The following is a 26,717-nucleotide window of genomic DNA, read 5'->3' on the forward strand; positions in this document are numbered from 1 at the left end:
TTATAATGAAAGCTATTGATTTACTCGTTTCCAGAAAGATTGTGCTTGCGTTTGCGCATCATGCCAAACTTTCTCTTCATCAATTCCTTGAACTTCACGATTACGCATCCGAATTTCTCCATTAATCACCGTGTCAGTAACCATCCCACCATTCATGCCGAATAAAATGTGCATGTTATAATTCTCTTTTGTCATTGGTGTCGGGCCATGATAATCAACAATAATGACGTCTGCTGCTGCATCAGGTTCTAAAACGCCTAGCTTTGTTTTAAAATAGCGATTAGCCATTTGCGGATTATTATCAAACAGCATTGCGGGAATTTCTGCCCAAGCTGCATTTGGATCAGCTAAATGATGTTTGTGGATAACATTTCCTACCTTATAAGATTCCGTCATATCATTCGTATAACCATCTGTGCCAAGACCCATCAAAATACCATACTCATTAAACATGCGCATCGCAGGTGGGCAACCGACCGCATTCCCCATATTCGACTCTGGATTCGTGACCACCATTGTGTCTGTATCTCTTAGTAATTCCATCTCATGAGGGCCAATATGGATGCAATGGCCTGCCATTGTCTGTTTTCCTAAAATTCCTAAATCAAATAATCGGTTCACAATCGGCTTCCCATATTTTTTCAAAGAATCATGAACATCGGCTAAATCTTCTGCAATATGAATATGATAACCAATCCCATCTGGCGTATTGGCTGCACATAATTCTAAAGAAGCATCTGATAAAGTAAAGGCTGCATGCATACCCATCATCGCTTTTTGCATATCATCCTTTCTTAAGGAACTGGCTTTAATAAAGGCGGCATTTTCTTGAACTGCTTCCCGCATTTTCTGCTCACCATCGCGATCAGAAACTTCATAACAAAGGCAGGTCCGAATCCCTAACTCGTCCGCTGCATTAGATAATTGGGTTAAACTCCCTGTAATTTCTCCGTAACTAGCATGATGATCAAAGACAGTTGTAACACCGTTGCGAATACTATCTAAATAAGCAACCTTACCACTTTGATAAGTGTCTTCTAATGTCAAGGCACGATCAATTCGCCACCATTGATCTACCAAAATATCCATGAAATTTTTAGGATGATAATTCGTTAAACTTAACCCACGTGCAAAGGTACTATAAATATGATTGTGCATGTTAATAAAGCCTGGCATAATCACTCCACCTTTAGCATCAATAAATGTCGCTTCTGGATAAGCTTGTTTTAAATCTTCTGTCGTTCCGACTTGTTTCACAACTTGACCATCAATCGCCACACACCCATTTTCAAAAAAATGATTCTGCGCATCCCGAGTGATTAAACGCCCATTTCCAATTAATAACATGTATTCTCCTCCTATTTTTCAACCTATTCCCCACAAGTGGCAAACGCTTACAAATCTATTGCTCAATCATTCACGAATATAGCTTGACTAGCTTGGCTAATCTATATCCCTACGAAAAGCATTTGAAGCGCTTGCATTTTTTACTAACGAACTCATTAACTTGATTAAAGTATATCACCTTACCTTAAAAAAAACAATGCTACCTAAAAAATATTTTTTAGAATTTTGACAGCCGTTATCTTGTATTATTATTTTTATCATGCTATCATTATTTTTCAGAACAGGTAGTACGCGACATTAAAGGATTTAGCCCTGCCTATTCCATTTAAAAATATTATGTTAAATTTGACACAATCTTATAAAAACTGTTTGTGCCAGGCACATTAGAAAGGAGCTTATTTATGTTATCCGACGAAAAACTTACTTTTTTAACACAAATTGCTAAAGGTTTAGCTGGTCAATTTGGGGAAAACTGCGAAGTCGTTATCCACCAAATCAATGAAGACAATATTAACAATTCTATTGTTTCCATTGAAAATGGTCATGTCTCTTCTCGTCATTTGGGCGATGGACCTTCTCAAGTAGTCTTAGAAGCCTTAAAAAAAGACCCTAGTGAGTTGAATGATCATATTAACTATCTGACCCGCACCCATGATGGTCGTATTTTAAAATCTAGTACAATGTATTTTAAAGATGAGGATGGTCAGCTCGATGGTATTTTTGCTATTAACTACGACATCACTACATTGATTGCTGCAGAGTCGAACTTAAAATCTTTGATTTCCACTGCAGAACCTGAAGAAGATAAAGACCCTGATTACATTCCTCAGGATGTTAATGAGTTGTTAGACGATTTAATTCACGAATCAGTCAAATTAGTTGGCAAGCCGGTCCCATTAATGACGAAGGACGATAAAATCAAGTGTATTCAATTTTTAAACAATAAAGGCGCCTTCTTAGTCACTAAATCTGGGGACAAAGTTTCTAACTTCTTCAATATTTCTAAATATACGCTATACAGTTATATTGATGCGAAATAAAAATGGACATCGATGGACGATTTGTTGTTAAGACAAGTCGTCTATTCTCTTTTTTCCTTCACTATTCTACTTTTTCTAAAAGACTTTTTAAATAATAGTAAGAAAAAGTAAAAGGAATTAATTTTTTATTTTAGTTATGGTATGATAGATTGAGTTTAATTTAAAATAACGAAAAATTAAAGATATAGAAATTGGGGGACAACAAATGGGGATTCGAAGTCATTTAGCAATTGCTGCAGGAAAAACTTCGCAATGGGTTTTACAAACATTTTTTAAAGGCGGCAGTAGCTACCCAGGGAAATTAGCCCTAAAAATCGATCCTAAAATTTTAGATACATTGGCAAAAGACTATGAAATTGTCGTAGTCACTGGAACGAACGGCAAAACATTGACAACTGCTTTAACTGTTAACATTTTACGCCAAGAATTTGATGAGGTATTAACAAATCCAACGGGTGCTAACATGGAGCAAGGAATTGTCTCTACTTTTTTAAATGCCAAGGCGAAAAAAGGACAAAAGAAATTTGCGGTGTTAGAAATTGATGAAGCAAGTTTAAGCCGTGTCACTAAATATATTCAACCAAAATTATTTGTTTTTACGAATATTTTCCGCGACCAAATGGATCGCTATGGTGAAATTTATACGACGTATCGCTTAATTATGGAAGGCGCCGCTGCTGCTCCTGAAGCAACTATTTTATGCAATGGTGATTCGCCAATTTTTAATTCAAAAGAAACTGTAAATCCTCGCAAATACTATGGATTTAATCATTTACCACCGAAAGAGCAATTGGCTCATTATAATACAGATGGGGTTTTATGTCCAAAATGTAATCATATTCTTCATTATAAAATGATTACGTATGCTAATTTAGGTGATTACTATTGCCCAAATTGTGGCTTCAAACGCCCTGAATTGGATGTGCAGTTAACGGAAATGGTCCGGATGGATAATACATCTGCTGATTTTGTGATTGATGGCGAAGAATACGGCATTGCTGTTGGTGGGATGTATAATGTTTATAATGCGCTAGCGGCCACAGCGGTAGCAGAATATTATCAGGTGGCACCAGATAAAATCCGAGCAGGCTTAGCTTATGATGAAAAAGTTTTTGGGCGTCAAGAAACCATTAAAGTTGGCGATAAAGAATGTACGTTAGTTTTAGTAAAAAATCCCGTTGGTTTAAATCAGGTCATTGATATGATGGGCTTAGCCCCTTACTCTTTCTCGCTGGTTTCATTATTAAATGCCAATTATGCAGATGGAATTGATGTCAGTTGGATTTGGGATGGTAATCATGAAGCCTTTGCTGATATGGACATTCCAAAAGTAATTGCTGGCGGTGATCGCCATGAAGATATGGCCTTGCGTTTAAAAGTTGCGGGTATTCCTGAAGAAAAATTACTAGAAATTGCTGATTTAGAGCAAGTAATTTCAGAAATTAAAACGTTGCCGACAGATCATGTCTATATTTTGGCAACCTATACTGCTGTTTTGCAATTAAGAAAATCATTAACAGCCCAAGGGTATATTCAAGGGGGAATGAATGGTGTCTAAAGAATTAGTCGTTTGTCATTTATATGGCAACTTATTAAATACTTACGGAGATAACGGAAATTTATTGATGCTTAAATATTTAACCGAAAAAATGGGCGTTACCTTCCGATCAGAAATTATTAGTATCTACGAACCGTTTGATCCCGAAAAATATGATTTAGTCTTTGTTGGTGGCGGTCAAGACTTCGAGCAACTGATCATCTCAGAAGACATTCAGAATAAAAAAGAAGCTTTGACTTCTTATATTGAAAATGACGGCGTCTTGTTAGCTATCTGTGGTGGTTATCAACTTCTAGGACATTACTATGTCGGCGCACAAGGCGAAAAAATTAAAGGAATCGGTGCATTAGATCATTACACTTTGAGCCAAGACAACAATCGTTTCATTGGTGATATTGAAATTTATAATGAAGAATTTGATGAAACGTATTATGGTTTTGAGAATCATAACGGCATGACTTTTTTAGGCGAAGGGGAACGACCTTTAGGAACAGTCAAACAAGGCAAAGGCAATAACGGTCAAGATAATGGCGAAGGCGTTGTCTATAAAAATGTGTTTGGCTCCTACTTCCACGGTCCAATCTTAGCACGCAACAAAAATCTAGGGATTCGGTTAATTCGGACCGCTTTAGAGAAAAAATATGGTGAACCGATCGCTATTCCTGAAACGCTTTATAAATAAAAGAAGAATCTAGTTCCTACATATAGGGCTAGATTCTTTTTCATTTATCCGACAACTATTTACATCTTTACAAAATATAGTAAGATAAAGAGGTGCATTTAAAATCGAGAATTTCTCGGACTGGTTCGGAAACTTCCCAGAATAAAAAACTAAGTATCTCTCAATACTAACTCAAGTCATAGCTTTTTTAACAAGAGTTATCATTTGCAGTTAATGAAAAAGGAGGATTGGAAAAAATGCAAAAAGTAATTATTGATTGTGATCCTGGAATTGATGACACGCTTGCTCTCTTGTATGCACTTGCTTCACCAGAGCTAGATGTCCAAGCGATTACAGTTGTTTGCGGAAATGTCCCTGTGGAGATTGGCGTGGAAAATGTTTTTAAATGTTTGGAAAAAGTTAATCGCTTAGATATTCCTGTCTACCAAGGGGCTGCTAGCCCTTTAAAACGGCCATTTGTTAGTGCACAAGATACACATGGCATGGATGGTTTAGGTGAAACATATTTCCCCAGAACTAGCAAAATCCAAGCACAAGCACTTTCCGCTGCTGACTATTTAGCACAAGCCTTTCAACAAGCTACCGATTGCTCAATCATTGCCCTTGGTCCTTTAACAAATATTGCTTTGGCTTTAAAAAAAGAACCTCTTCTGGGGCGAAATCTTCAACGTTTTGTCTCAATGGGTGGTACCTTTAAAAGCCACGGCAATTGCTCTCCTGTTGCAGAATTTAATTATTGGTGTGATCCTGATGCAGCAGCTTGGGTTTTTGAGAAATTAGGTGCAAAAATCGAGATGGTCGGCTTAGATGTCACACGAGAAATTGTTTTTACACCAACAATTCTCAATTATTGTCAACGACTCAACCCCAAAATGGGGAATTACCTCGCTGAGATTACTCAATTTTATTTTGATTTTCATTGGAAATATGAACGTATTTTAGGGTGTGTTATCAACGATCCCTTAGCGGTTGCTTATTTTATTGATCCTACGCTCTGCCAAGGCTTTTCCAGTTACGGACAAATTGTTCCTGACGGCATTGCTATGGGGCAATCAATGATCGATCAGTATCATTTCCAGCAGCAACCAGCTAATTGTCATGTCTTGACTACGGTTGATAGTCAACAGTTTTTCGTGAAGTTTCTATCCATTCTTTTAAATGTACAAATAGATGAGATCGAAAGAGATTTCAAAAATTTAAGGATGGGATAACCATGAAAAAAATAACACCACGAATCATTACAATTATCGCTTTTAGTGTTGCTTTAAATTACCTTGGCAGTACCATTGCATTGCTCCTTCGCTTACCAATCTATCTTGATAGCGTGGGAACTATTTTTACAGGTGCGTTATTAGGCCCACTCTTTGGTGCACTGACAGGTATTTTAACAAGTCTACTAACTGGATTGACAACGGATATCTTTTCTCTGTATTATTCACCTGTCCAACTCTGCACAGGAATTTTAGCAGGTTTGCTCCTTCATCAGCAGTTAAAAGTAACCAAATTACCATTTAAAACGTTGTGGTTAACGATACCAGGAACAGTGATTTCTTCCTTGATTACAGTTTGTTTATTTGGTGGAATTACTTCTGCTGGCTCCAGCATAATTGTCCAATTTTTATATGGTTTAGGCTTAAATCAGCTAGCAAGCGTCCTGTTGGTTCAATTGATAACAGATTACGGGGATCGTCTGCTATCAGTCATCATCGTCACAGCTGTTATCGCTGCCTTACCTAAACGTTCCTTTATAACAAAATAAACTGTTTTAATGCCAAAAAATGAGGAAATCATCTGTTGATGATCTCCTCATTTTTTTAGCGACTGCCAGGTTCTGAAGCTATAATCGTTAAATCACCTTCAAAACGCCAGCTCGGAATATCTGTTGGAAAAATAAAGCTATCGCCTTTTTTCAAATCAAAAGTAGCCACATCTGCTTTTGTAGCATCTTCTGTAATCAATCGACCCACACCTTCAATAACTGTTGCTAATGTATAAGGTGCTTGTTTTTTGACTTTTAGAATCCCACTGACACGCCACTCATAGACATTAAAGAAATCTGTTTTTACATAAGTAACAATGCTTGATTGTCCTTGATTTTCTTGTTGAATAGAGAGGTCAGGATCCTTCGCCGGAACGGTTGTCACATCAATGGATTGTTGAATATGCAATTCCCGGGTCTTTCCTTGATCATCTGTTCGATCATAATCATAAACCCGATACGTAGTATCACTGCTTTGTTGCGTTTCTAAAATTAAAATACCCGAGCCGATGGCATGAATAGTGCCGCTTGGTACATAATAAAAATCGCCTTTTTTCACTGGTACTTTTCTTAAAAGATCGTCCCAACGACCTTCTTCAATCATTTCTGCAAGTTCTTCTTTTGTTTTCGCGTGATGTCCATAAATGATTTCAGCGCCAGGTTCTGCATCAATAATGTACCAACATTCAGTTTTGCCTAGCTCGCCTTCATGTTTTTGGCCATATGCATCATCAGGATGAACTTGCACGGATAAATCATCTTCAGCATCTAAAATTTTCGTTAATAATGGAAAGACAGCGCCACCTGCATGGCCGAATAACTCTTGATGGTCTATCCACAATTCATCTAATTTTTTTCCTTTAAATTCGCCATTTAAAACAGTACTAACGCCATGTGGATGTGCACTGATTGCCCAATCTTCACCAATTTTATCGCTCGGTAAATCGAAACCAAATAGCGTGTGTAGACGATTGCCGCCCCAAATTTTTTCTTGAAAAACAGGTTGTAAAAATAATGGTTCTTGCATTGACTGTGACCTCCCAAATTGAATTCGCTCTCATTATATCACTAAAAACTAGTCATTTCATCTGAAACTGATGATTTCTCTTTTAAATAGGTTGCCAACAACTGATCTCTTTCTTCGATATAAGTATTCCGGTGGTCCTCTGGATAGACTCGATTAGATAAAAAGATAAACGCTGATTGTTGTTGCACATCAATTAGCAAAAAAGTTCCTGTATAGCCTGTATGGAATAATAATGGCCGTTGCGTAGCTACATCATATTTAAAATCCCAGCCTAGAGAACGTGGTTTATCTGCAGCTGGCACTTGGTTAACTAGCAACAAATCAATCGTCTCTTTTTTTAAGAATTGGAGATTGTGATAACTGCCTCGATTTAAATACATTCGAACAAATTTTGTTAAATCATAGACATTGCTAAACAAGCCAGCATTCCCTGCATGTTCCCGTAAAACAAATGCCTTAGGATCATGGGTTGTACCTCGAATCAACCCTCTTTGTTCATGTAATTCTGTTGGCACACAGTTTAAAGGATTCTTTGGTAGAAACGTACTTTCGTTCATCCCTAAAGGAAGCAATACTCGCTCAGATAAAATTTCTATCATTGATTGTTGGAACATTTCTTCTAACATAAAGCCTAATAAAATAGTCCCTGCATCTGTATAGACGACTTTTTCACCTATTGCTTTGCCTGCGTGAAAGGAATGATTGTAGGCGTCTTTTAATTCTTGGGCATTCAGCTGATCACGATTAGGAATATAGCCTTGTAAATCTGCCGTATGTGTCAACAAATGCCGGATTGTAATATTAGAATCTTGAAAAGAGGGATAATAAGTTTGTAATGATTGATCTAGAATAATTTTTCCTTCTTCCACTAATTGCAAAATAACGGTGGTGGTGCCGACTACTTTGGTTAAAGAAGCCACATCAAACAGCATGGCCGAGGTTAATTGTTCTTTGGTGGGTTTTACTTGTGCGAGTCCCCAACAATTGCTCTCCTCTTTTTCACCTTCAATGAAACAAAAACTAGCGCCCGAAAAAACACCTTTTTTCATCATTTTTTGAATTTTCCACTTTGTTTTTTCGTACATTTTTTCACCTTCTATTTTTAATATTAAAGGAAAAGTCTAGAATAAGTCCCGAACAAAAGTAGCGTTAAACTTTTATTCCGACTTTATTCCAGACTTGCTAAAACAAGCTTATTTTGTCTGTCTAAGCGTTTATTTTAAGACAAACCACCATTCCAAGCCAATTGGATCAAACACAGTGACAATCGCTTTTTTCTGGTCAATAAAGAACTCTTGATTTTTTGCCGTTAATTGTTGCTCCATTGCTAAAATATGGTCTTGATCAGAGAGCTTAATGGTAAAGAAATCTAAACCTAAGTGTGGATCAGGTAATTGATCCACTTCACTTGTTTCAGGTTTTTGGAATCCAATAGTTGCTTTGCCATCTTCTAAAACAAATTGATCTTTTTCATTGCGTTTTAAACCCAGAACTTCCTCATAGTATGCTTTTATTTCTTTTTGATTGTTTGTTTTTAATTGCACATGCGCTAAATATGACCCAGCGGCTAACCCTTGATGCGGCTCTAAGTCCTCACTGATAAGATCTTTAAGCACAATTGGTTGCTTTTCAGAAGTCGAATTTGCTGTTGCTTCATCGTGAAAAATCTCAAATTGATTACCTTCAAGATCAGTAATGAACATGCTTTGTCGTGTGCCAATTTGGAAACTTTCATCAATTGGGTAGTCTTGCTCAAGCACTCGTTGAGCAATTTGTAAAAATTCTTTTTCCGTAGGAACTTTAATTGAGAAATAAGCCATTTGCTTTTCTTCATTATGAAAATCTTCGGCTTTTCTAGTTTCTTCTAAAATTAATAATTGCGTTCCTGCTTCACGTGTACCCCAGATAGACAGGTTATTTTCTTCTGACTTTAAAACAAAACCCATTACTTTTTTATAAAAGTCGACCATTTCACCAACTTTTTTCGCACGAATGGCAATTGTTTTTAATGTCGCAGTTTTTTCTAATTGAAATTCAGTCATTTTTTCTGTTACCTCCATTTTCTTCTCTCCCATTTTATACATCTCTTGCTATTTCATCAAGTAATATCCTGTTTTTCTCAAAAGAAAATAGAAATTTTTCAATTTCGCTAACTTTTTGTCAAAAAAATAAGGCTTCAGGAACCAGTCTTTACGACTATGGTTCCTGAAGCCTTATCATGAATTACTATTTTTTTGCTTCGCCTTTTAGGCTACTTCTTCTGAAAACTGACTGTTATATAAATCAGCATAAAAACCATTTTTTGCCATTAATTCATCGTGGGTTCCTGTTTCCACAATTGAACCTTCTGCCATAACGATAATCGTATCAGCATCACGGATAGTCGACAAGCGATGAGCAACTACAAAGCTGGTCCGATTTTCCAATAAACGATTCATTGCTGCTTGAATCAGTATTTCTGTTCGAGTGTCCACACTTGAGGTGGCTTCATCCAAAATTAAAACGTCTGGATTTGCTAAGAATGCTCGAGCAATTGTAATTAATTGTCGTTGACCTTGAGAAATATTGCTGGCTTCTTCATTTAGAATCGTTTGATAGCCTTCTGGTAATTTTCTAACAAAATCATCCACATGGGCTGCTTTCGCCGCACGGATCACTTCTTCTTCGCTCGCTTGCTCATTACCATAATGAATATTGTCATAGATACTTCCAGTGAACAACCAAGTATCTTGAAGAACCATTGAAAAGTGTGCTCGCAACTCTTCGCGAGATAAATCGCGCGTATCTACGCCATCATATTTGATGCTGCCGCTACTAATATCATAGAAGCGTTCCAATAAGTTAATTAGGGTTGTTTTCCCAGCACCTGTTGGGCCCACGATTGCGACCATTTCCCCAGGTTTAACATTTAAATTGAAATCTTTCATTAATAATTTCTCTGGTGAATAGCCAAAAGCAACATGTTCAAAAGAAACACGATAAGGACTATCTGTTTCCACTGGTATGCCAGAAGGTTCATCCACCATTTCTTCTTCATCTAATACTTCAAAGACACGTTCTGCCGAAGCCACCGTAGCTTGGATTGTATTCATTAAATTAGCGATTTGAGTAATCGGTTGTGAAAATTGATTGGTATATTGAAGAAATGCTTGGACATCCCCTAAATCCATCATACCATTCGCTACTTTTACGCCACCAAGGACTGCAACAAACACGTAGCCTAGATTTTTGATAAAGTTCATTAAAGGCATAATGATCGCTGAAATAAATTGTGCTTTTCGACCAGCATGATATAATTTTTCATTTTCTTTTTCAAATACTTCTTGATCACTTTCTTCGTGGTTGAAACTTTTTACTACTACGTGACCACCGTAGGTTTCTTCGACTTGGTTATTCAATAATCCTAAGCTTTTTTGTTGAGCCGCAAAATGTTTTTGCGAGCGAGGCGCCACAACCATCACAACAATTAAACTTAATGGCACTGTTGCTAAGGCAATTAGTGTTAACTGCCAGCTAATGGTCAGCATCATCCAAAGTACACCCACAAATGTCACGATACTGGTAATTAATTGGGTTAAGTTTTGTTGTAAAGTACTCGCAATATTATCCATGTCGTTAATTGCCCGTGACATAATGTCCCCATTACTATGAGTATCATAATAGGAAATTGGAACTTTGTTCATTTTCGCTTCTAATTCTTGACGTAATTCATAAACTGTTCGCTGTGAAACACGTGTCATAATTACTTGCTGCAAGAAATTAAAGACAGCAGAAATAAGGTACATGGCAATAACAATTAATAAAATTTGACCGATTTTGTCAAAATCAATTGGAAAAGATGTTATTTTTAAGCCTTGTTTCATTTCAGCAGCGCCTTTCATGACGCCTTTAAAAATTTCAGTTGTCGCCTGTCCTAATACTTTTGGTGTTTGAATTTGGAAAACGACGGCTGCGATTGCTAATACTAAGACTGCAATAATTGACAGCATTCGTTTAGACATGTATCGAAATAAACGTTTCACTGTTTTCCAGAAATTTTTTGGTTTTGGCCCTTTTGCGCCAATGTTGCGTCCTGGTCCACCGCCCATTGGTCCGCCTTTTGGTCGACTACTCATGCAAGGTCCTCCTCTCTCAATTGAGAATGTACAATTTCTTGATACGTTTGGTTATTCGCTAATAACTCTTCATGCGTTCCTTTACCAACTAATTTCCCTTCGTCTAATACTAAAATTGTCGATGCTTCCATAACCGTACTTACACGTTGGGCCACTAAAACAACAATTGCATCCGTCATCTGCTCTTTTAAGGCTTTTCTTAAATTAGCATCAGTTTTGAAGTCCAATGCAGAAAAGGAATCATCAAAAACATAGACATCTGCTGGTTTTACTAAAGCACGAGCAATAGCCAACCGCTGGCGTTGTCCGCCAGAAAAATTACCGCCGCCTTGTTCGACATGACTATCCAAACCTTCTGCCAATTCTGAAACAAACGCCTTTGCCTGCGCAATTTCTAAAGCTTGCCAAATTTCTTCATCGGTCGCATTTGGGGCGCCGTATTGCATATTTTCACGAATCGTTCCTGTAAATAAAACAGCCTTTTGCGGTACAAAGCCAATCATTTCTCGTAAATTATGCTGTGACGTATCTTTAATGTTTTTACCATTTAGCAAAATCTTGCCAGATTCAACATCATAAAAACGTGGTAAAAGATTAACCAGCGTTGTTTTCCCAGAACCTGTCCCACCAATAATTGCGACCGTCTCCCCAGATTTTGCTGAAAAATCTATATCTTCCAGTGCTAAGTTTTCAGCATGCTGGTAACGATAATTAACATGTTCAAACGCCAATGTTGCTTCGTCGCCTTTTAGAGAAAGCAGTTCTGGATTGGGTACATCTTTGATTTCTGAATCAGTATTTAGCACCTCATTAATCCGATCAGCAGAAGCTTGCGCCCGCGGTACCATGACAAAAATCATAGATAACATCATGAAACTCATCAGAATTTGCATGGCATAAGTCATAAAGGCAATTAAGTTTCCTACTTCTAGTTGCATTTCCGCAATATAATGACCGCCGAACCAGGTGATTGCAATATTGGTACCACTCATAATGAGTGTCATTAAAGGAATCATCAAAGCGACAATCGTATTCACTTTAATCGCCGTTTGTGTATAATCCTTATTGGCTTCATCAAAACGTTGTTCTTCATAGTTTGCTTTGCCAAAGGCCCGAATCACACGAACTCCTGTCAGTCCTTCACGAAAAACTAAATTTAAACGGTCGGTTTTCTTTTGCATGCTTTTAAATAACGGAACCGCTAAAAACATGATACCTCCCACTAAAACAGCCATAATTGGTAAAACATATAGAAAAATTTTCGTTAATTGTGGGTCCTTGTTATACGCCATAAAACTTGCACCAATTAACGTTAAAGGTGCGTTAATCATTAAACGTAAAAACATTTGCATAACCATTTGAATCTGATTGACATCATTGGTTGTTCGTGTAATTAGCGAAGCTGTCCCAAATTTGTCAAATTCATTATTAGAAAAATTTTCAACTTTTCGATAAATATCAGTCCGTAATTTTTTACCTAAACTTTGTGATTCTTTGGTGGCAAAAAAGGTATTTCCAATAGAAGCGACAATGCTAATCAAAGAAAAGCCTAACATGACAACTCCTGTACTCCAAATATAGTTAATATCTCCTTTAGCGACACCGTCATTAATGATATTAGATGTTAATGTGGGCAGATATAAATCTGCGATAATTTGCACGATCATAAATAAAACCGCTGCAAAGACCGACCATAACGACATCCGTTTGACTAGTTTAATCAACTAACTTCTCCTCCTTTTTGCTACTTATAAGCGCCATTTTTCAACCAATTTAATTTCATTTTTAATTGTTTGACTGCTTCAGTTGAATCATAGGCGGGATTTTCTCTTTGTTGACGATACCCGTCAACAATTGTTGAGAAAACGGCATGCATCGCCGTCTGCATGAACCATGTGAATTCTTTTGGCGTTTCAATGGTTAATTTCGAACGATCGATTATTTGATAAAGATGTTCTGCATAGGCAGCATGGCCTTTTCTTCCTCTATGCTTATGACAGTGCTGTTTCCTATTTTTTTCCTCTTCACCAGTCGCTAAATTATCTGTCACCCGACGTGAAGCACGATAGTCCATGTTGACAAATAAATTCCGATAGAAAGAAGCATTCTCTCCAGTTAGCACTTCGACAATCATTTTGGAGAAATAGACATCCATGGCTTCGATTAAATCACCATTTTCCGCAATAATTTGTTTCTCTAAATCTCGTTCACTATTTTTTCTTAATGTCGCAAAGTAATAAAAATACAAATCTTCTTTGTTCTCAAAATATTGATAAAAGCTACCGCGAGGAATTTCCGCTAATTTAACAATATTTGCAATTGACGCTTCTTGTAAAGAATGGCGCGAAAATTCAATTTGCGCAGCATCTAATAAGCGTTGTTGCTTTTCTTCTGGCAAATGAAAAAACGTATTCATAGGCATATTTGTGTTCCTCCCTTTTATGACACATTGTCATATGACACCATGTCATTATAGCACTCTCTATTCAGAATGCAAGTTTTTTACAAAAAAAATCAAGCACCTAGCAAGACAAAATTGATGTTAGATTCTGTCTCACCAGTTGCTTGATTAATAATAGTGTTTGATGCATTCTTGTAACAAGCCAGCGACCTCTTTTATAGGTCCATTGGCATCTATTCGTTGATAATTAGGATATTGTTCCAATTGGTTTTTGATAAGAATTTCTTGATCATAAAGGTTTAAACGTTCTTCAATAATTTTAGGATCAGATTCTCGTTGTTTTAAACGTTGATAAATATTTTCTTTTGAAACGTCAAAAAAAACTGGAATGACGGACTCGCCGAAACGCTCAAAGACCGCTTGAAAGCCTGGAAAAGTTAACGCATTATAGGCTGGATGCTCTTTCGTTGTTTCAACGATGGCAGCTACACCGACACCGTAATAGTTTCCATGGTAAAAATCATACTCCACTAACTGATTGGTTTCAATCAAGGTTTGAAAACTTGCTTTTGTTTCAAAATAGTAATCCACGCCATCCACTTCATCCAATCGTTTTTTCCTCGTAGTATGCGAGATAACTTTATAGTTTTTCGGAAAAACCTTACTTGTAATTGCGGTCTTGCCAGAACCACTCGGACCCATAATAACAAAAAATGGATGTTGTAATTGCTTAATCATTAGAAACGCTCCTCTCAGTTGTTTCTATTATAACGTATTGTGCACTATTTTGAAAAATTGACAAAAAAGAGCTTGGGCCAAAAATCACTTTGGATTTTTGGCCCAAGCTTAAAAATTAATAAACGGCGGGAACAGAAGCAACAACCTACTACGCTTATCTTGTTTTGTTTAATTACAATAACTAGCCTAAGTTTTGTCCATTAGTTTCGATAACTTGTTTGTACCAATTAAACGATTTTTTTTCATAACGGTTTTTAGTACCATTTCCTTCATCGTCTAAATCAACGTAAATAAACCCATACCGTTTACTCATTTCACCTGTGGAAGCACTGACTAAATCAATACAGCCCCACGGCGTATAGCCCATTAAATCGACGCCGTCTGCAACTGCTTCTGCCATTGCTTCAATATGACGACGTAAATAATCAATCCGATAGTCATCTTCCACATAGAAATTTTCGTCTACTTTATCAATTGCACCTAAGCCGTTTTCCACAATAAATAAAGGTTTTTGATAACGATTATATAATTCATTTAGGGCAATTCGTAAGCCTTCGGGATCAATTTGCCAACCCCATTCACTTGCTTCTAAGAAGGGATTTTTAACGCCGCCTAAAAGATTCCCATTTGCTGTATCGTTGGTAGTACCAGTAACATCGACAGCAGTCGACATATAATAACTAAAGCCAATGTAATCCACTGGGTATTCTTTTAATAATTCTAAATCTCCTTCTTCAATAACTAAGTCTTTCACAGCATATTTTTGATACATGCGTTCTGCGTATGCTGGATATTCACCACGAACTTGAACATCTGTACAATAATAATTAAACTCTTGGTTTTCAATCATTGTAGCAACTTGATTGACTGGATTCGAATCAATGCCATACGTTGTTGCATAAATAATCATACATCCAATTTGTAATTCTGGATTTAATTCATGGCCAATTTTTACAGCTTTACTACTTGCAACAAATTGATTATGCCATGCTTGGAAAATGTTTTGATAATCATTGGCTCCATTGCTTTTCACCAATCCTTGACTAAGTGCTGGGAAATGGAACGCTGAATTAATTTCATTGAATGTCATCCAATAGTTAACTTTTTGGTGGTAACGTGTTAAAACAGTTTCCGCAAAACGTTCATAAAAGTCAACTAATTGGCGATTTTTCCACCCGCCGTATTCTTTCGCTAAATGCAGTGGCATTTCATAATGAGAAATCGTAATTACTGGTTCAATGTTATAGTTTAAGCATTCATCGATAACCGCATCATAAAATTTCAAGCCGGCTTCATTCGGTTGTGTTTCATCTCCTTTTGGAAAAATACGCGACCACGCAATTGAAAAGCGATAACATTTGAAGCCCATTTTAGCAAACAACGCAATGTCCTCTTTAAAGCGATCATAGTGATCAATTCCTGTATGATTAGGGTAGCGATATTTCGTTTCGTCAATCGTCCAATCAAACGCTTCATCTCCTAAAATAGCGAAACGTTGTTTTCCTCCCGGCATCGCATCTGCCACAGATAAACCTTTACCATCGGCTAAGTAAGCCCCTTCTAATTGATTGGCTGCGGTCGCACCGCCCCATAAAAATCCTTTTGGAAATTTTGTCGTTGTTGTCATACTTGTTCCTCCTCCAATTGTCTTTTATTTAATAATGGCTAAAAAGTCTTCACCATGTAACACGTCTGTTTGGTTCATATCCAAAACATCTAAATAATCATTCGTATTCGTTACCACAATCGGTGTAACTACTGGATAACCAGCTTCTTTAATGGCAGCAATATCAAAAGTAACCAGCAAATCTCCTTTTTTAACAGAATCACCTTGTTTCACTGATAATTCAAAGCCTTTACCATCTAATTCGACCGTATCCATGCCAATATGCATTAATAATTCAACGCCCTCTGTTGTCGTCAAGCCAACAGCATGTCCTGTCGGAAATAATGTGGTGATTTCACCATCTGCGGGTGCATACAGTTTGCCTTCAGTCGGCTCAATTGCAACACCTTTTCCTAAAGCACCTGAAGCAAAAACAGGGTCTTGTACTTTTTCTAGCGGTAAAATTTCACCTTGAAGTGGACTTGCTAAAATAATTTTATCTTCTTGATTCGTTTTTACAGGTGCCACCATCTTATCAGTTTCTGTTTTTTCAGTTGCTGTTTCTGGATTAGGTTGATCTTCAAAACGTAAGACAAACGTTAAGACAAACGCAATGATAAAGGCAATTCCGGCACCAATTGCACCAGTAATCATCGGTGCAGTATCTTTTGTCTCTGCAGGAATAAAGCCAGGCAAGCTCAACATACTAACCAAGCCAAACGTAAAGTTTTTCACGTGATTCATAGCCACAAATGCACCACCGATACCGCCACCAATACAAGCTGCAATAAATGGTTTTTTCAATGGTAAAGTCACGCCATATACAGTTGGTTCAGTAATTCCAAAAATAGTCGTAATACTTGAAGACAAAGCCAAACCTTTTAGTTTCACATTTTTTGTTAGGAAAAAGACAGCTAAAGCAGCCCCGCCTTGTGCAATAACGGCTGGTAATAACATTGGTACCATCGTATCGCCACCTTGTGTTAAGTTTAACATCATAATTGGTACAAAGCCCCAATGCATACCAAACATTACCAAGACTTGCCACAACGAACCCATTAATAACCCTGCGATAATTGGACTAAAAGCGTAAATTGCGTTGTATCCTTGTCCCAACCAATCGCCGATGACCGTCCCGATAGGACCAATAGCTAAGAAGGTAACAGGTGCCATAATAAGGAAAACAGCTAACGGAACGCAGATAATTTGTAGAAAACTCGGAATTACTTTTTTGAAGAAATGTTCTACATAACTTTGTGCAAAAACAGCCAAAATAATTGGTAAAACCGAAGAAGTATAGCCACTTGGCCCAATAATCACTGGAAGACCAGCAAAGCTAATTGTTTTGCCTGCTAAAGCAGTAATGCTGGGATGAACTAAGGCCATCGCCAAAGCAACCGCTAAAAAGGGATTAGTATTGAATTTTTTAGCAGCCGTAAACGCTAACATAATTGGTAAGAAAGTAAATAAACCATCTGCAATCGAAAAGAGAACAAGATATACGCCTGAAGTGTCAGCTAACCAGCCCATAGTTACAGCCAATGTTAAGAAGCCTTTTAGAACCCCAGCGCCGGCCATTGCACCTAAAAACGGTGTAAAAATAGAAGAAATAATATCAATTAAACGGTTAAAGATATTTCCGCCACTTTCTTTTTCTCTATTATCAGAATCATTACCTAGTCCACTGTTAGCCATCAAATCCTTATAGACATCACTAACGTGACTGCCAATAACCACTTGATATTGTCCTGCACTTTGAACTACCTGAATAACATCTGGGTCAGCATTCAATGCAGCTGTATCTGCTTTATTCTCATCTTTTAATTTAAAACGTAAGCGTGTAGCACAGTGAACAACACTATTAACGTTGCCTTCGCCCCCAACAGCTTTTAACACACGTGCTGCAATTTCTTGATTTTTACTCATCTCTAGATCCTCATTTCCATTAATTTTTAATATCAAAAAAACCTACATTGAAAAAGAGCCAGATCCTTCTCTTCACAGCTGCGCAGTCTGCGAAAATCGTTATCGGTTTTTTCAATCTAGGTTTTGCCTGCATTATCAGTAACAATCCGCGATTATTGGTTGTTATGCTTTTTTATCATTGACCACTCTTTGGATATGAATGGTTAAATAAATCATTTCCGCTTGATCAATTGGTCGATCATAGCTTTTTAATAAATACTCATTAATACGTTGGACCGCTTGAAACGCCTTAGGATACTTTCCTTGGACCAATGCAAAAAGAAATTCGTCCTCCTCATCATGCGCTTCTTGTTTTAAATAACGTTGCGCAAAATATTGAAGATGTGTAACAATTCGTTGATAGTTCAATGAATCTTCATCAAACACCTGTCCAAAGTAGCGACTAATAATCGTTAAAATATCACGAACCATCTTGGTTGCTTCCATGGTAACTTCCATATTGCCATTTCCTTGTTCAGCATTCACAATATGAAAAGCAATGAAACCCGCTTCATTTTCTGAAAATTGAACCCCTAGCTTTTCAGCAATAATCGCTAATGCTTGCTTTGCGATTTCAAATTCTTTAGGATAAAATTTGCGTGTTTCGAATACAAGAGGATTCGGAATATCAATTCCTTCTTTGGCTCGAAGTAACGCATAGTGAATATGATCCGTTAAAGTTAAATAAATATTTGATGAAAGCTCAATAGCTAGCGTTGTTTCTGCTAAATCAACGATTTGTTTGACGACTTCTACTTCTTTGGTGGGGACGTCTTCAAACAGCTGCTGGAATTGCCCTGCCATAGCGGAGTCCTTTAACACGAATTCCTTTTCAACATAATCTGGATTGATCGTGTCTCCAATCTTCTTTTGAAAGGCTAAGCCGCGTCCCATATAAACAATTTCTTCGCCTTGCTCATTTCTTGAAAGCACGACATTATTATTTAAAACTTTTTCAATCCTCATGATGAATGCAACCTCACTTTTTTATAAAAAAAGCCCAGAATCCCTCCACTGATTGTGTTAATGGAAGACTCTGGTTTTGCCTGCAAAGCAGTAACAATCCTTATTTACAAAGTAATAATAGCATGCTTTTTTTTAATATGCAAGCCTTTCCAAAAAAATATTTTTATTTATTTTTTACTCTGTTGATCCATTTTAAAAAAAAGTTTACTAAAAGTAAAAAAAAGACTTGCTTTCTCTTACTTTTTATTAGTAAAATAGAGATGTTGAATTTTTAAACTATTTATTTTAAGGAGATTACACAATGTCAAAATTATTAGTTGTTAAAGCACATCCATTAACAAAAGAAGAATCACGCTCAGTTCGTGCGTTAGAAACATTTTTAGCTTCATACCGTGAAACAAATCCATCAGACGAAATCGAAATTTTAGATGTTTATGCACCAGAAACAAACATGCCGGAAATCGATGAAGAATTATTATCTGCTTGGGGTGCACTTCGCGCTGGCGCAGCATTTGAAACATTAAGCGAAAACCAACAACAAAAAGTGGCTCGTTTTAATGAATTAACTGATCAATTTTTATCTGCCGACAAAGTAGTAATTGCTAATCCAATGTGGAACTTAAACGTACCGACACGCTTAAAAGCTTGGGTAGATACAATCAACGTTGCTGGAAAAACATTCCAATATACTGCAGAAGGACCAAAACCTCTAACAAGTGGTAAAAAAGCCTTACACATCCAATCAAATGGCGGCTTCTACGAAGGAAAAGATTTTGCTTCTCAATACATTAAAGCGATTCTAAACTTTATTGGCGTTGATCAAGTCGACGGATTATTCATCGAAGGAATCGATCATTTCCCTGATCGCGCGGAAGAACTTTTAAATACTGCCATGACCAAAGCAACTGAATACGGTAAAACATTCTAAATTTTCCGAGTGATTTACATCAAAAAGAGACAAGCAGTTCGTTCACTGCTTGTCTCTTTTGTTACGTAGATTCTTGTTGATCTGGCTTATCTTCATCATACAAACCGGAAACGATTTGGTACCACTCAAAAATGTGTGTAATTATCACCTTAGCTGCGTCATAAACAGGAATTCCTAAAATCACCCCGACAATCCCAAATAGTTTACCAGACGTTAATAAAACAACCAAAATGGTGACTGGATGAATGGATAACTGACTGCCTAGGACAAGTGGTGAAATAAACCGACCTTCGACCGTTTGCTCAATGGCAAAAACAATCAAGACTTTAATTAACAAAGCTGGCCCACTGACAATTCCTAAAAAGACTGCTGGAATCATGGCTAAAAATGACCCTAAATAAGGGATTAAATTTAAAAAGCCTGCTGCAATACCTAAAGTGACTGCATAATCTAAGCCAATGACAGAAAAACCAATCATAAACATAATTGCCACTGCGAAAGCGACAGTTAACTGTCCTCTAATATAAGAAGAGACTTGATCATTGACTTCTGCAAGAACTTTTAAGGTTGGTTTACGCATCTTCACTGGTAAAAACTTCATTAAATATGGCGCTAAGTTTTTGCCATCTTTCAGTAAATAAAATAGAATAAACGGCATCGTAATGATGGCGACAAAGATCGTAGCCACCGCCCCAAAGAAATTACCAATTCCTTGTACTGTGAACGTTGAGACGTTTTTAATGATGGTACCTAACGAACTGACAACTTTATCGCCTGCCGCTTCAAGTTGTTCTCTAAATTGCGCAAAAAGTGGATCACTTAATATTTCCTGCGATTTTTGATCAATTGTATCAATATATTGAGGAAAATGATTCACAAAGCTGACAGATTGCTCACGAATTTTAGGAACGATTACAATACCACCCCAAATGAGTAGTGCCACAATTAAAATAAATAGGCCGATAATACTCCAGACACGCGAGATTTGTTTTTTCTCTAAATAATCGACAATCGGATTTAATAAATAATATAAAATCCCCGCCATAATTACTGGTAAGCCGACAACGCCAAAAAACTGCCAGACGGGCTTAAATAAATAAGAAACTTTCGTAAAAGTTAGAATAATTAACAGCACCAATAAGACAATCAGTAAGGCTGTTACTACTTGATTATTTAAAAACCAACGCCAAAACCAAGACAGGCGTTTATCAGTCGTTTGTTTTTTATCCATTGATTCACGCTCCATTTACTAAATAATCAATTGTTGTTCCAATGGTTATCTTTGGTAACTGATGGGGCGTTAAATAAACACCATTTCGGATAACATCATCCTCATCGGTTGGTGCATCAGCAAAGATTAAAGTGCTGTGAGCGATACTTTGCAAGTTACTATTGGCAAAAGAACCCACTTTTGTGATTGTATAGTTTGTATCGCCAATTTTCAGATGATCTCCTTCTGCCAAGGTAACTTGGTCTTTTTCTGGGAATGATTGAATAACTGCATGTTGCTTCAAGGTATCGGTAGCAGTTTCTCCAAAAAGAATAATCATTTTTTCTGAATCATCGATTGCATGTTTGCCTATTTCTGTTACGGTTGCTTGCATCTTCCATCCCACTCCTTCATTATCTTACTTCTATTATTATAGCATAGAATAAAATAGATATTCAGGAAAAAGAAAAGGCGGTGAACAATCGTCAATTGACTTTTGTTCACCGCCTTAAAATAAGTTTTTATTTAAAGAAGTTCATAATATGAGTCCAAATTTTTTCATCAAAGACATCCATTGGATTCCCATTTCCAATCAAACCATAACCAATCATTGTTCCCACAACAAATAAGATAATGACTAACGAAATGACCACTAGAATTTTCAATAATGTTACTAAAATATAACGAAATGAACTCATACGTTTGACTCCTTTAGATTACTGTCGTTGCTTGTTTTTCTTCAATTTTTTCATCATTGACACGTTCAACGTTCGCGCCTAATTTTTGAAGTTTTTTATGGAACTCATAATAGCCACGATCTAAATATTTCAAATTAGAGACACGTGTAATGCCATTTGCACGTAACCCTACTAAAATCAATGCGGCAGCTGCCCGTAAATCAGTGGCTTCCACTGCTGCTCCTTGTAACTCGTTGCCACCATTAATAACGGCAATGTTGCCGTCAATTTTTAAGTCAGCGTTCATTCGACGCATTTCCTCTAAGTGTTGGTAACGATTTTCAAAGACTGTTTCTGTCACGATGCTTGTTCCTTCAGCAAACATTTGGATCGCTGTCATTTGTGCTTGCATGTCTGTTGGGAAACCAGGATGCGGCATTGTCTTAACATCTGTTGGTTTTAGATGTTTTGGTCCAATTACACGGATGCCATTTTCTTCTTCTTCAATGATTGCACCCATTTCAGTTAATTTAGAAATTAGCGGACGATTATGTTCAGAAATTGCTTCTTCAATTAAAACATTGCCCTCAGTCATTGCTGCAGCTACCATGAACGTACCTGCTTCAATTCGATCTTGAACGATTGAATGCTCTACGGCATGTAATTTATCGACGCCTTCGATACGCATCGTTTCTGTCCCAGCACCGATAACATTGGCACCCATTTTGTTTAAAATGTTTGCTAAGTCAACGATTTCAGGTTCACGAGCAACGTTTTCAATGATGGTTGTTCCTTTCGCACGAACAGCAGCCATCATAATATTTTGCGTAGCGCCGACACTTGGGAAGTCTAAGTAAATAGTGTTACCGATTAGTTCATCCGCAATTGCTTCAATATAACCATTTTTTTGGATGATTTTTGCACCTAATGCTTGGAAGCCTTTTAAGTGTAAATCAATTGGTCGTTTGCCAATGGCACAGCCACCTGGCATTGCCACTTTGGCATGACCATTACGAGCCAATAAAGGTCCCATTACAACGATAGAAGCACGCATTTTACTAACGTACTCATAGTTTGCTTCGATCCCTAAAGGTTGTGTTGCGTCTATTGTTACTTCATTCGCGTCTTCATCAAAATCAATGGCTACATTCAAATGCTTAATTACTTGATTCATTGTAAATACATCAGATAAAATTGGTACATTTTTTAAAGTAGTAACGCCTTCTTCAGCTAAAAGAGTAGCTGCTAAAATTGGTAAAACAGCGTTTTTGGCGCCTTCAATTTTTACAGTTCCTTGTAATTTTGTATTACCACCATGAACAATAATTTGTTCCATTTTGTTCCCCCCAAAAAAATGAGAATAGGTATTCCTATTCAAAATCTTTACTATTATACCATTATTCAACTAAAAATTGTACCTTTTTTTATTTTTCAATTTTTAAGGAAAATACACAATGAAAAGATTTCGACAAAGCGCAATCAATTCTAAAGCAAACGAGCTAACTGTGTATCCGATAGCGATGGCGAAAAATACCATCAGCATTCTAATTTGCGGTGTAAATTGGGTTTTGAAAAATTGCTCAATACGCAATGATTGCAACGCCCAAAAACTTATGTAAATGAACATAAGATGACTAACGATTCGAACAATAGCATCTACTCCATAGTATTGCATAAGGAGCCTCCTTTTTTCTAACGTAGGAACATTTTATCACAAAATAATAAAAACCGATAATTAATCCACTTGAAATGCCAAAATTTGACACTATTTATTAAAAAATACGAAGAAATAGAGTTTAAGGCACCTGACTCAATAGCAAGCGCCTTAAACTCTACAAAAGTGACTGAATCCTTCAGCCTTTTTTACCCATGTTTCGATACATTGATCCGGTTGATTGCACGATGCAAAGCAACAGTCGCACGACGTAGTTGATCGCGGTCATCTTTTGCTTTGGCTTCTTCAATTAAACGTTCTGCTCGTTGTTTTGCTCGTTCAGCACGAGGTACATCGATATCTCGTTCACGTTCGGCACTATCGGCAATAATAGAAACGACATTATCACGGACTTCCATGATACCACCATTTACAGCTACCCAGTCAACATGTGTATCTGAATCGGTCCGTTTGATGCGGACTTCATCAATCGCTAGCGGAACGATGATTGGCGCATGTTTTGGTAAAATACCAATTTCACCATCTGTTGTTTTCGCCACAACGATTTTTGCATGGTGGTCATAAACTAGACCATTAGGCGTTACTACATTCACAGTAAGACTATCCATTGTGTTTGCCGCCTTTCTAGTAGTTTAATTGTTTCGCTTTTTCGATGGCATCTTCAATTTTACCGACACTACGGAAGGCTTCTTCTGGCAGATTATCATGTTTACCTTCAAGAATTTCTTTAAAGCCACGAACTGTTTCCGCAACTGGTACATAAGAACCAGGTTGACCTGTAAATTGTTCAGCAACGTTAAAGTTTTGAGATAAGAAGAATTGAACACGGCGTGCGCGACCAACAAGTACTTTTTCGTCATCTGATAATTCGTCCATCCCTAAAATAGCGATGATATCTTGTAATTCACGGTAACGTTGTAAAATATGTTGCACTTCGGTAGCCACTTCGTAGTGTTCTTCTCCAACAATTTCAGGAGCCAAGGCACTAGAAGATGAAGCTAACGGATCTACCGCTGGATAAATCCCTTGTTCGGTTAATTTACGTTCCAAGTTAGTTGTTGCATCCAAATGAGCAAACGCTGTTGCTGGCGCTGGATCGGTATAGTCATCGGCTGGAACATAGATTGCTTGAATAGAGGTAATTGATCCTTTTTTCGTTGAAGTAATCCGTTCTTGTAATTGTCCCATTTCAGTCGCTAAGGTTGGTTGGTAACCAACGGCTGACGGCATCCGACCTAAAAGGGCAGAAACTTCTGAACCGGCTTGTGTGAAACGGAAAATGTTATCAATAAATAATAGCACGTCTTGTCCTTCCACATCACGGAAATATTCAGCAATCGTTAACCCAGTTAAAGCCACACGCATCCGTGCACCTGGTGGTTCGTTCATTTGACCAAAAACCATGGCTGTTTTTTCAATAACGCCTGAATCTTTCATTTCATAGTACAGGTCGTTCCCTTCACGTGTCCGTTCACCAACACCAGTAAAGACGGAAATCCCTCCATGTTCTTGGGCAATATTATGAATTAATTCTTGAATTAAGACGGTTTTACCAACACCGGCACCACCGAAAAGTCCGACTTTACCACCTTTTAGATAAGGTGCTAATAAATCAATAACTTTAATCCCTGTTTCTAAAATTTCATTACTGGTACTTAATTCATCAAATGCTGGCGCTTTTTTATGAATCCCACTACGTTCAGCATCTGCAGGGAATGGCGCTTCTAAGTCAATTGTGTCTCCTAAAACATTAAACACACGACCCAATGTATCTTTACCAACAGGAACTGAAATTGATTTTCCTGTATCGATAACTTCCATTCCACGTTGTAAACCATCTGTCGATTCCATGGCGATAGAACGAATCACTCCATCACCTAGTTCTAAAGCGACTTCAAGTACTACTTTTTGTTTTGCTTCGCCATTTTTATAAACGACTAAAGCGTTGTTAATATCGGGTAAGGATTGATCTAATGAAAATTCCACGTCAACAACGGGACCGATTACTTGAACAATCTTTCCTGAACTCATAATTTCTTTCCTCCAGTCTTCATAAAGTCACACGCTTTGAACGTTTTTATAAACGTTCAAACGTAAGACTAGATTATTCTAGTGCAGCTGCACCAGCAACAATTTCTGTAATTTCTTGGGTAATCGCCCCTTGACGAGCACGGTTATAAGAAATTGTTAAATCGCTAATAATATTTTGCGCATTGTCAGTGGCTGTTTTCATGGCGGTCATCCCAGCAGCATGTTCTGCTGTTTTCGCATCAATGATCGCCCCATAAATTAAGCTTTCTGCATATTGTGGTAATAATTGATCCAAGATTGCTTCAGGTGAAGGCTCTAAAAGATATTCTTGTTCGTAAGAGGTCGCCTCTGATGGATCTAAATCAGTAATTGGCAACATTTTTTCCACACGAAACTGACTCGTTAGTGAGTTAACGTGGTGATTATAACAAACATACAATTCATCAAACACTTCGTTTTGGTACATAGTCGTTGCCGTTGTCACAATCTTACGGACTTCTTCAAACGTTGGTTGATCCGTTAAGCCTCTGAGCTCATAGGAAACATCGATTCCGCGTGCTTTAAAGAAATCCGCCCCTGTACCACCAATGGCGATTAAGGCATATTCTTTATTAGAATCGTGGTCTTCTTGAATCATACTCATGGTTTGTTTTAAGATTGAGCTATTGTAGCCACCAACTAACCCTTTGTCAGAAGTGATAACGATATAGCCTGTTTTTTTAACAGGTCGTTGTGCTAACATCACATGATAGTTCCCTTCACTAAGAGAAGATTGTTCTGTTTCACGTAATTCACTTAACTGAGCAGCTACTAAATGCGTAACGACACTACGAATTTTTGAAGAATATTCTTGAAAGCTTTTAGAGGCGCCTTCTGACTTGGTCAATTTGGCTGCAGAAACCATTTGCATCGCTTTGGTAATTTGGCTTGTCTTTTTTGTTGATGCAATGCGTTGTTTGATTTCGTTTAATGAAGCACCCAATGTCGCTCAC

General features: G+C 37.3%; 25 protein-coding genes and 1 riboswitch. Of the genes, 6 read left to right on the top strand and 19 right to left on the bottom strand.

The genetic code is table 11. From position 1 onward, the window contains the following. Nucleotides 1-12 precede the first annotated feature (12 nt). Nucleotides 13-1,347 carry a putative aminohydrolase SsnA gene (gene ssnA / locus IGI63_RS05990; protein WP_002381504.1) on the bottom strand — a complete coding sequence of 445 codons (1,335 nt, stop codon included), beginning with the start codon at nt 1,345-1,347 and terminating at the stop codon, nt 13-15. Between the two features lie 401 nt (nt 1,348-1,748). On the opposite strand from ssnA, the gene IGI63_RS05995 reads away from it, so the two are divergent. The 5 genes from IGI63_RS05995 to IGI63_RS06015 all read left to right on the top strand — a co-directional run bounded on the left by IGI63_RS05995 (nt 1,749) and on the right by IGI63_RS06015 (nt 6,386). After that, nucleotides 1,749-2,387, top strand: coding sequence for a helix-turn-helix transcriptional regulator (locus tag IGI63_RS05995; RefSeq protein ID WP_016614361.1), 639 nt, complete (start codon nt 1,749-1,751; stop codon nt 2,385-2,387). Between the two features lie 205 nt (nt 2,388-2,592). Next, nucleotides 2,593-3,945, top strand: a complete 1,353-nt coding sequence (locus IGI63_RS06000) for a Mur ligase family protein (RefSeq protein WP_002356584.1) — start codon at nt 2,593-2,595, stop codon at nt 3,943-3,945. Beyond that, complete coding sequence (locus IGI63_RS06005; RefSeq protein ID WP_002356583.1) at nt 3,935-4,627, top strand: type 1 glutamine amidotransferase; 693 nt, start codon at nt 3,935-3,937, stop codon at nt 4,625-4,627. The genes IGI63_RS06000 and IGI63_RS06005 overlap by 11 nt, the downstream gene beginning before the upstream one ends. Nucleotides 4,628-4,741: 114 nt before the next feature. Next, nucleotides 4,742-4,786: riboswitch (PreQ1 riboswitch) on the top strand. Between the two features lie 77 nt (nt 4,787-4,863). Continuing rightward, nucleotides 4,864-5,838 carry a nucleoside hydrolase gene (locus tag IGI63_RS06010; protein WP_429975513.1) on the top strand — a complete coding sequence of 325 codons (975 nt, stop codon included), beginning with the start codon at nt 4,864-4,866 and terminating at the stop codon, nt 5,836-5,838. 2 nt (nt 5,839-5,840) lie between these two features. Next, nucleotides 5,841-6,386 carry an ECF transporter S component gene (locus IGI63_RS06015; protein ID WP_002356581.1) on the top strand — a complete coding sequence of 182 codons (546 nt, stop codon included), beginning with the start codon at nt 5,841-5,843 and terminating at the stop codon, nt 6,384-6,386. Between the two features lie 55 nt (nt 6,387-6,441). On the opposite strand, the gene manA is transcribed toward IGI63_RS06015, so the two are convergent. The 10 genes from manA to licT form a co-directional block, all read right to left on the bottom strand. Beyond that, complete coding sequence (manA, locus tag IGI63_RS06020) at nt 6,442-7,413, bottom strand: mannose-6-phosphate isomerase, class I (RefSeq protein ID WP_429975514.1); 972 nt, start codon at nt 7,411-7,413, stop codon at nt 6,442-6,444. Nucleotides 7,414-7,454: 41 nt separating this feature from the next. Continuing rightward, nucleotides 7,455-8,498, bottom strand: coding sequence for a serine hydrolase domain-containing protein (locus IGI63_RS06025; protein ID WP_429975515.1), 1,044 nt, complete (start codon nt 8,496-8,498; stop codon nt 7,455-7,457). A 129-nt stretch (nt 8,499-8,627) separates the two neighbouring features. Beyond that, a complete protein-coding gene (locus IGI63_RS06030; protein ID WP_071646778.1) occupies nt 8,628-9,497 on the bottom strand; it encodes a VOC family protein in 870 nt (289 codons plus the stop codon). Between the two features lie 162 nt (nt 9,498-9,659). Then, nucleotides 9,660-11,528 (bottom strand): ABC transporter ATP-binding protein, encoded by a 1,869-nt coding sequence (locus IGI63_RS06035; protein WP_002359616.1) that lies wholly within the window; start codon nt 11,526-11,528, stop codon nt 9,660-9,662. Next, complete coding sequence (locus IGI63_RS06040; protein WP_002367144.1) at nt 11,525-13,252, bottom strand: ABC transporter ATP-binding protein; 1,728 nt, start codon at nt 13,250-13,252, stop codon at nt 11,525-11,527. Before IGI63_RS06040 ends, IGI63_RS06035 begins: the two co-directional genes overlap by 4 nt. 20 nt (nt 13,253-13,272) lie before the next feature. Beyond that, complete coding sequence (locus tag IGI63_RS06045; protein WP_429975516.1) at nt 13,273-13,950, bottom strand: TetR/AcrR family transcriptional regulator; 678 nt, start codon at nt 13,948-13,950, stop codon at nt 13,273-13,275. 147 nt (nt 13,951-14,097) lie between these two features. Continuing rightward, on the bottom strand, nt 14,098-14,667 hold the full coding sequence (locus IGI63_RS06050) for a guanylate kinase (protein WP_002367148.1): 570 nt from the start codon (nt 14,665-14,667) through the stop codon (nt 14,098-14,100). Nucleotides 14,668-14,848: 181 nt separating this feature from the next. Then, nucleotides 14,849-16,294, bottom strand: a complete 1,446-nt coding sequence (locus IGI63_RS06055; protein WP_429975517.1) for a glycoside hydrolase family 1 protein — start codon at nt 16,292-16,294, stop codon at nt 14,849-14,851. A 24-nt stretch (nt 16,295-16,318) separates the two neighbouring features. Next, on the bottom strand, nt 16,319-18,199 hold the full coding sequence (locus IGI63_RS06060; RefSeq protein ID WP_002381495.1) for a beta-glucoside-specific PTS transporter subunit IIABC: 1,881 nt from the start codon (nt 18,197-18,199) through the stop codon (nt 16,319-16,321). Between the two features lie 162 nt (nt 18,200-18,361). Further along, nucleotides 18,362-19,204, bottom strand: a complete 843-nt coding sequence (gene licT, locus IGI63_RS06065; protein WP_002359608.1) for a BglG family transcription antiterminator LicT — start codon at nt 19,202-19,204, stop codon at nt 18,362-18,364. Between the two features lie 301 nt (nt 19,205-19,505). Between licT and IGI63_RS06070 the strand changes: the two genes are divergently transcribed. Continuing rightward, nucleotides 19,506-20,132, top strand: a complete 627-nt coding sequence (locus IGI63_RS06070) for an FMN-dependent NADH-azoreductase (protein ID WP_002367152.1) — start codon at nt 19,506-19,508, stop codon at nt 20,130-20,132. A gap of 61 nt (nt 20,133-20,193) precedes the next feature. Here IGI63_RS06070 and IGI63_RS06075 read toward each other — a convergent pair whose 3' ends face one another. The 8 genes from IGI63_RS06075 to IGI63_RS06110 form a co-directional block, all read right to left on the bottom strand. Further along, a complete protein-coding gene (locus IGI63_RS06075; protein ID WP_429975518.1) occupies nt 20,194-21,363 on the bottom strand; it encodes an AI-2E family transporter in 1,170 nt (389 codons plus the stop codon). A 4-nt stretch (nt 21,364-21,367) separates the two neighbouring features. After that, the gene (locus tag IGI63_RS06080; protein ID WP_002356567.1) at nt 21,368-21,736 is read right to left on the bottom strand and encodes a PTS glucitol/sorbitol transporter subunit IIA; all 369 of its coding nucleotides are present in this window, start codon (nt 21,734-21,736) and stop codon (nt 21,368-21,370) included. Between the two features lie 127 nt (nt 21,737-21,863). Further along, the gene (locus IGI63_RS06085) at nt 21,864-22,040 is read right to left on the bottom strand and encodes a DNA-directed RNA polymerase subunit beta (protein ID WP_002356564.1); all 177 of its coding nucleotides are present in this window, start codon (nt 22,038-22,040) and stop codon (nt 21,864-21,866) included. 13 nt (nt 22,041-22,053) lie between these two features. Next, entirely contained in the window at nt 22,054-23,355 is a 1,302-nt protein-coding gene (gene murA / locus IGI63_RS06090; RefSeq protein ID WP_429975519.1) for a UDP-N-acetylglucosamine 1-carboxyvinyltransferase, read from the bottom strand. A gap of 102 nt (nt 23,356-23,457) precedes the next feature. Beyond that, nucleotides 23,458-23,694, bottom strand: a complete 237-nt coding sequence (locus IGI63_RS06095) for a DUF1146 family protein (RefSeq protein ID WP_002356560.1) — start codon at nt 23,692-23,694, stop codon at nt 23,458-23,460. 188 nt (nt 23,695-23,882) lie between these two features. Next, nucleotides 23,883-24,302 (bottom strand): F0F1 ATP synthase subunit epsilon, encoded by a 420-nt coding sequence (locus IGI63_RS06100; protein ID WP_002356559.1) that lies wholly within the window; start codon nt 24,300-24,302, stop codon nt 23,883-23,885. Between the two features lie 16 nt (nt 24,303-24,318). Continuing rightward, complete coding sequence (gene atpD, locus IGI63_RS06105; protein ID WP_002356558.1) at nt 24,319-25,725, bottom strand: F0F1 ATP synthase subunit beta; 1,407 nt, start codon at nt 25,723-25,725, stop codon at nt 24,319-24,321. A gap of 73 nt (nt 25,726-25,798) precedes the next feature. After that, nucleotides 25,799-26,707, bottom strand: coding sequence for a F0F1 ATP synthase subunit gamma (locus IGI63_RS06110; protein ID WP_002359606.1), 909 nt, complete (start codon nt 26,705-26,707; stop codon nt 25,799-25,801). Between the last annotated feature and the right edge of the window lie 10 nt (nt 26,708-26,717).

The sequence above is a fragment of the Enterococcus sp. DIV0086 genome, assembly GCF_050498705.1.
Taxonomy (GTDB): domain Bacteria; phylum Bacillota; class Bacilli; order Lactobacillales; family Enterococcaceae; genus Enterococcus; species Enterococcus faecalis.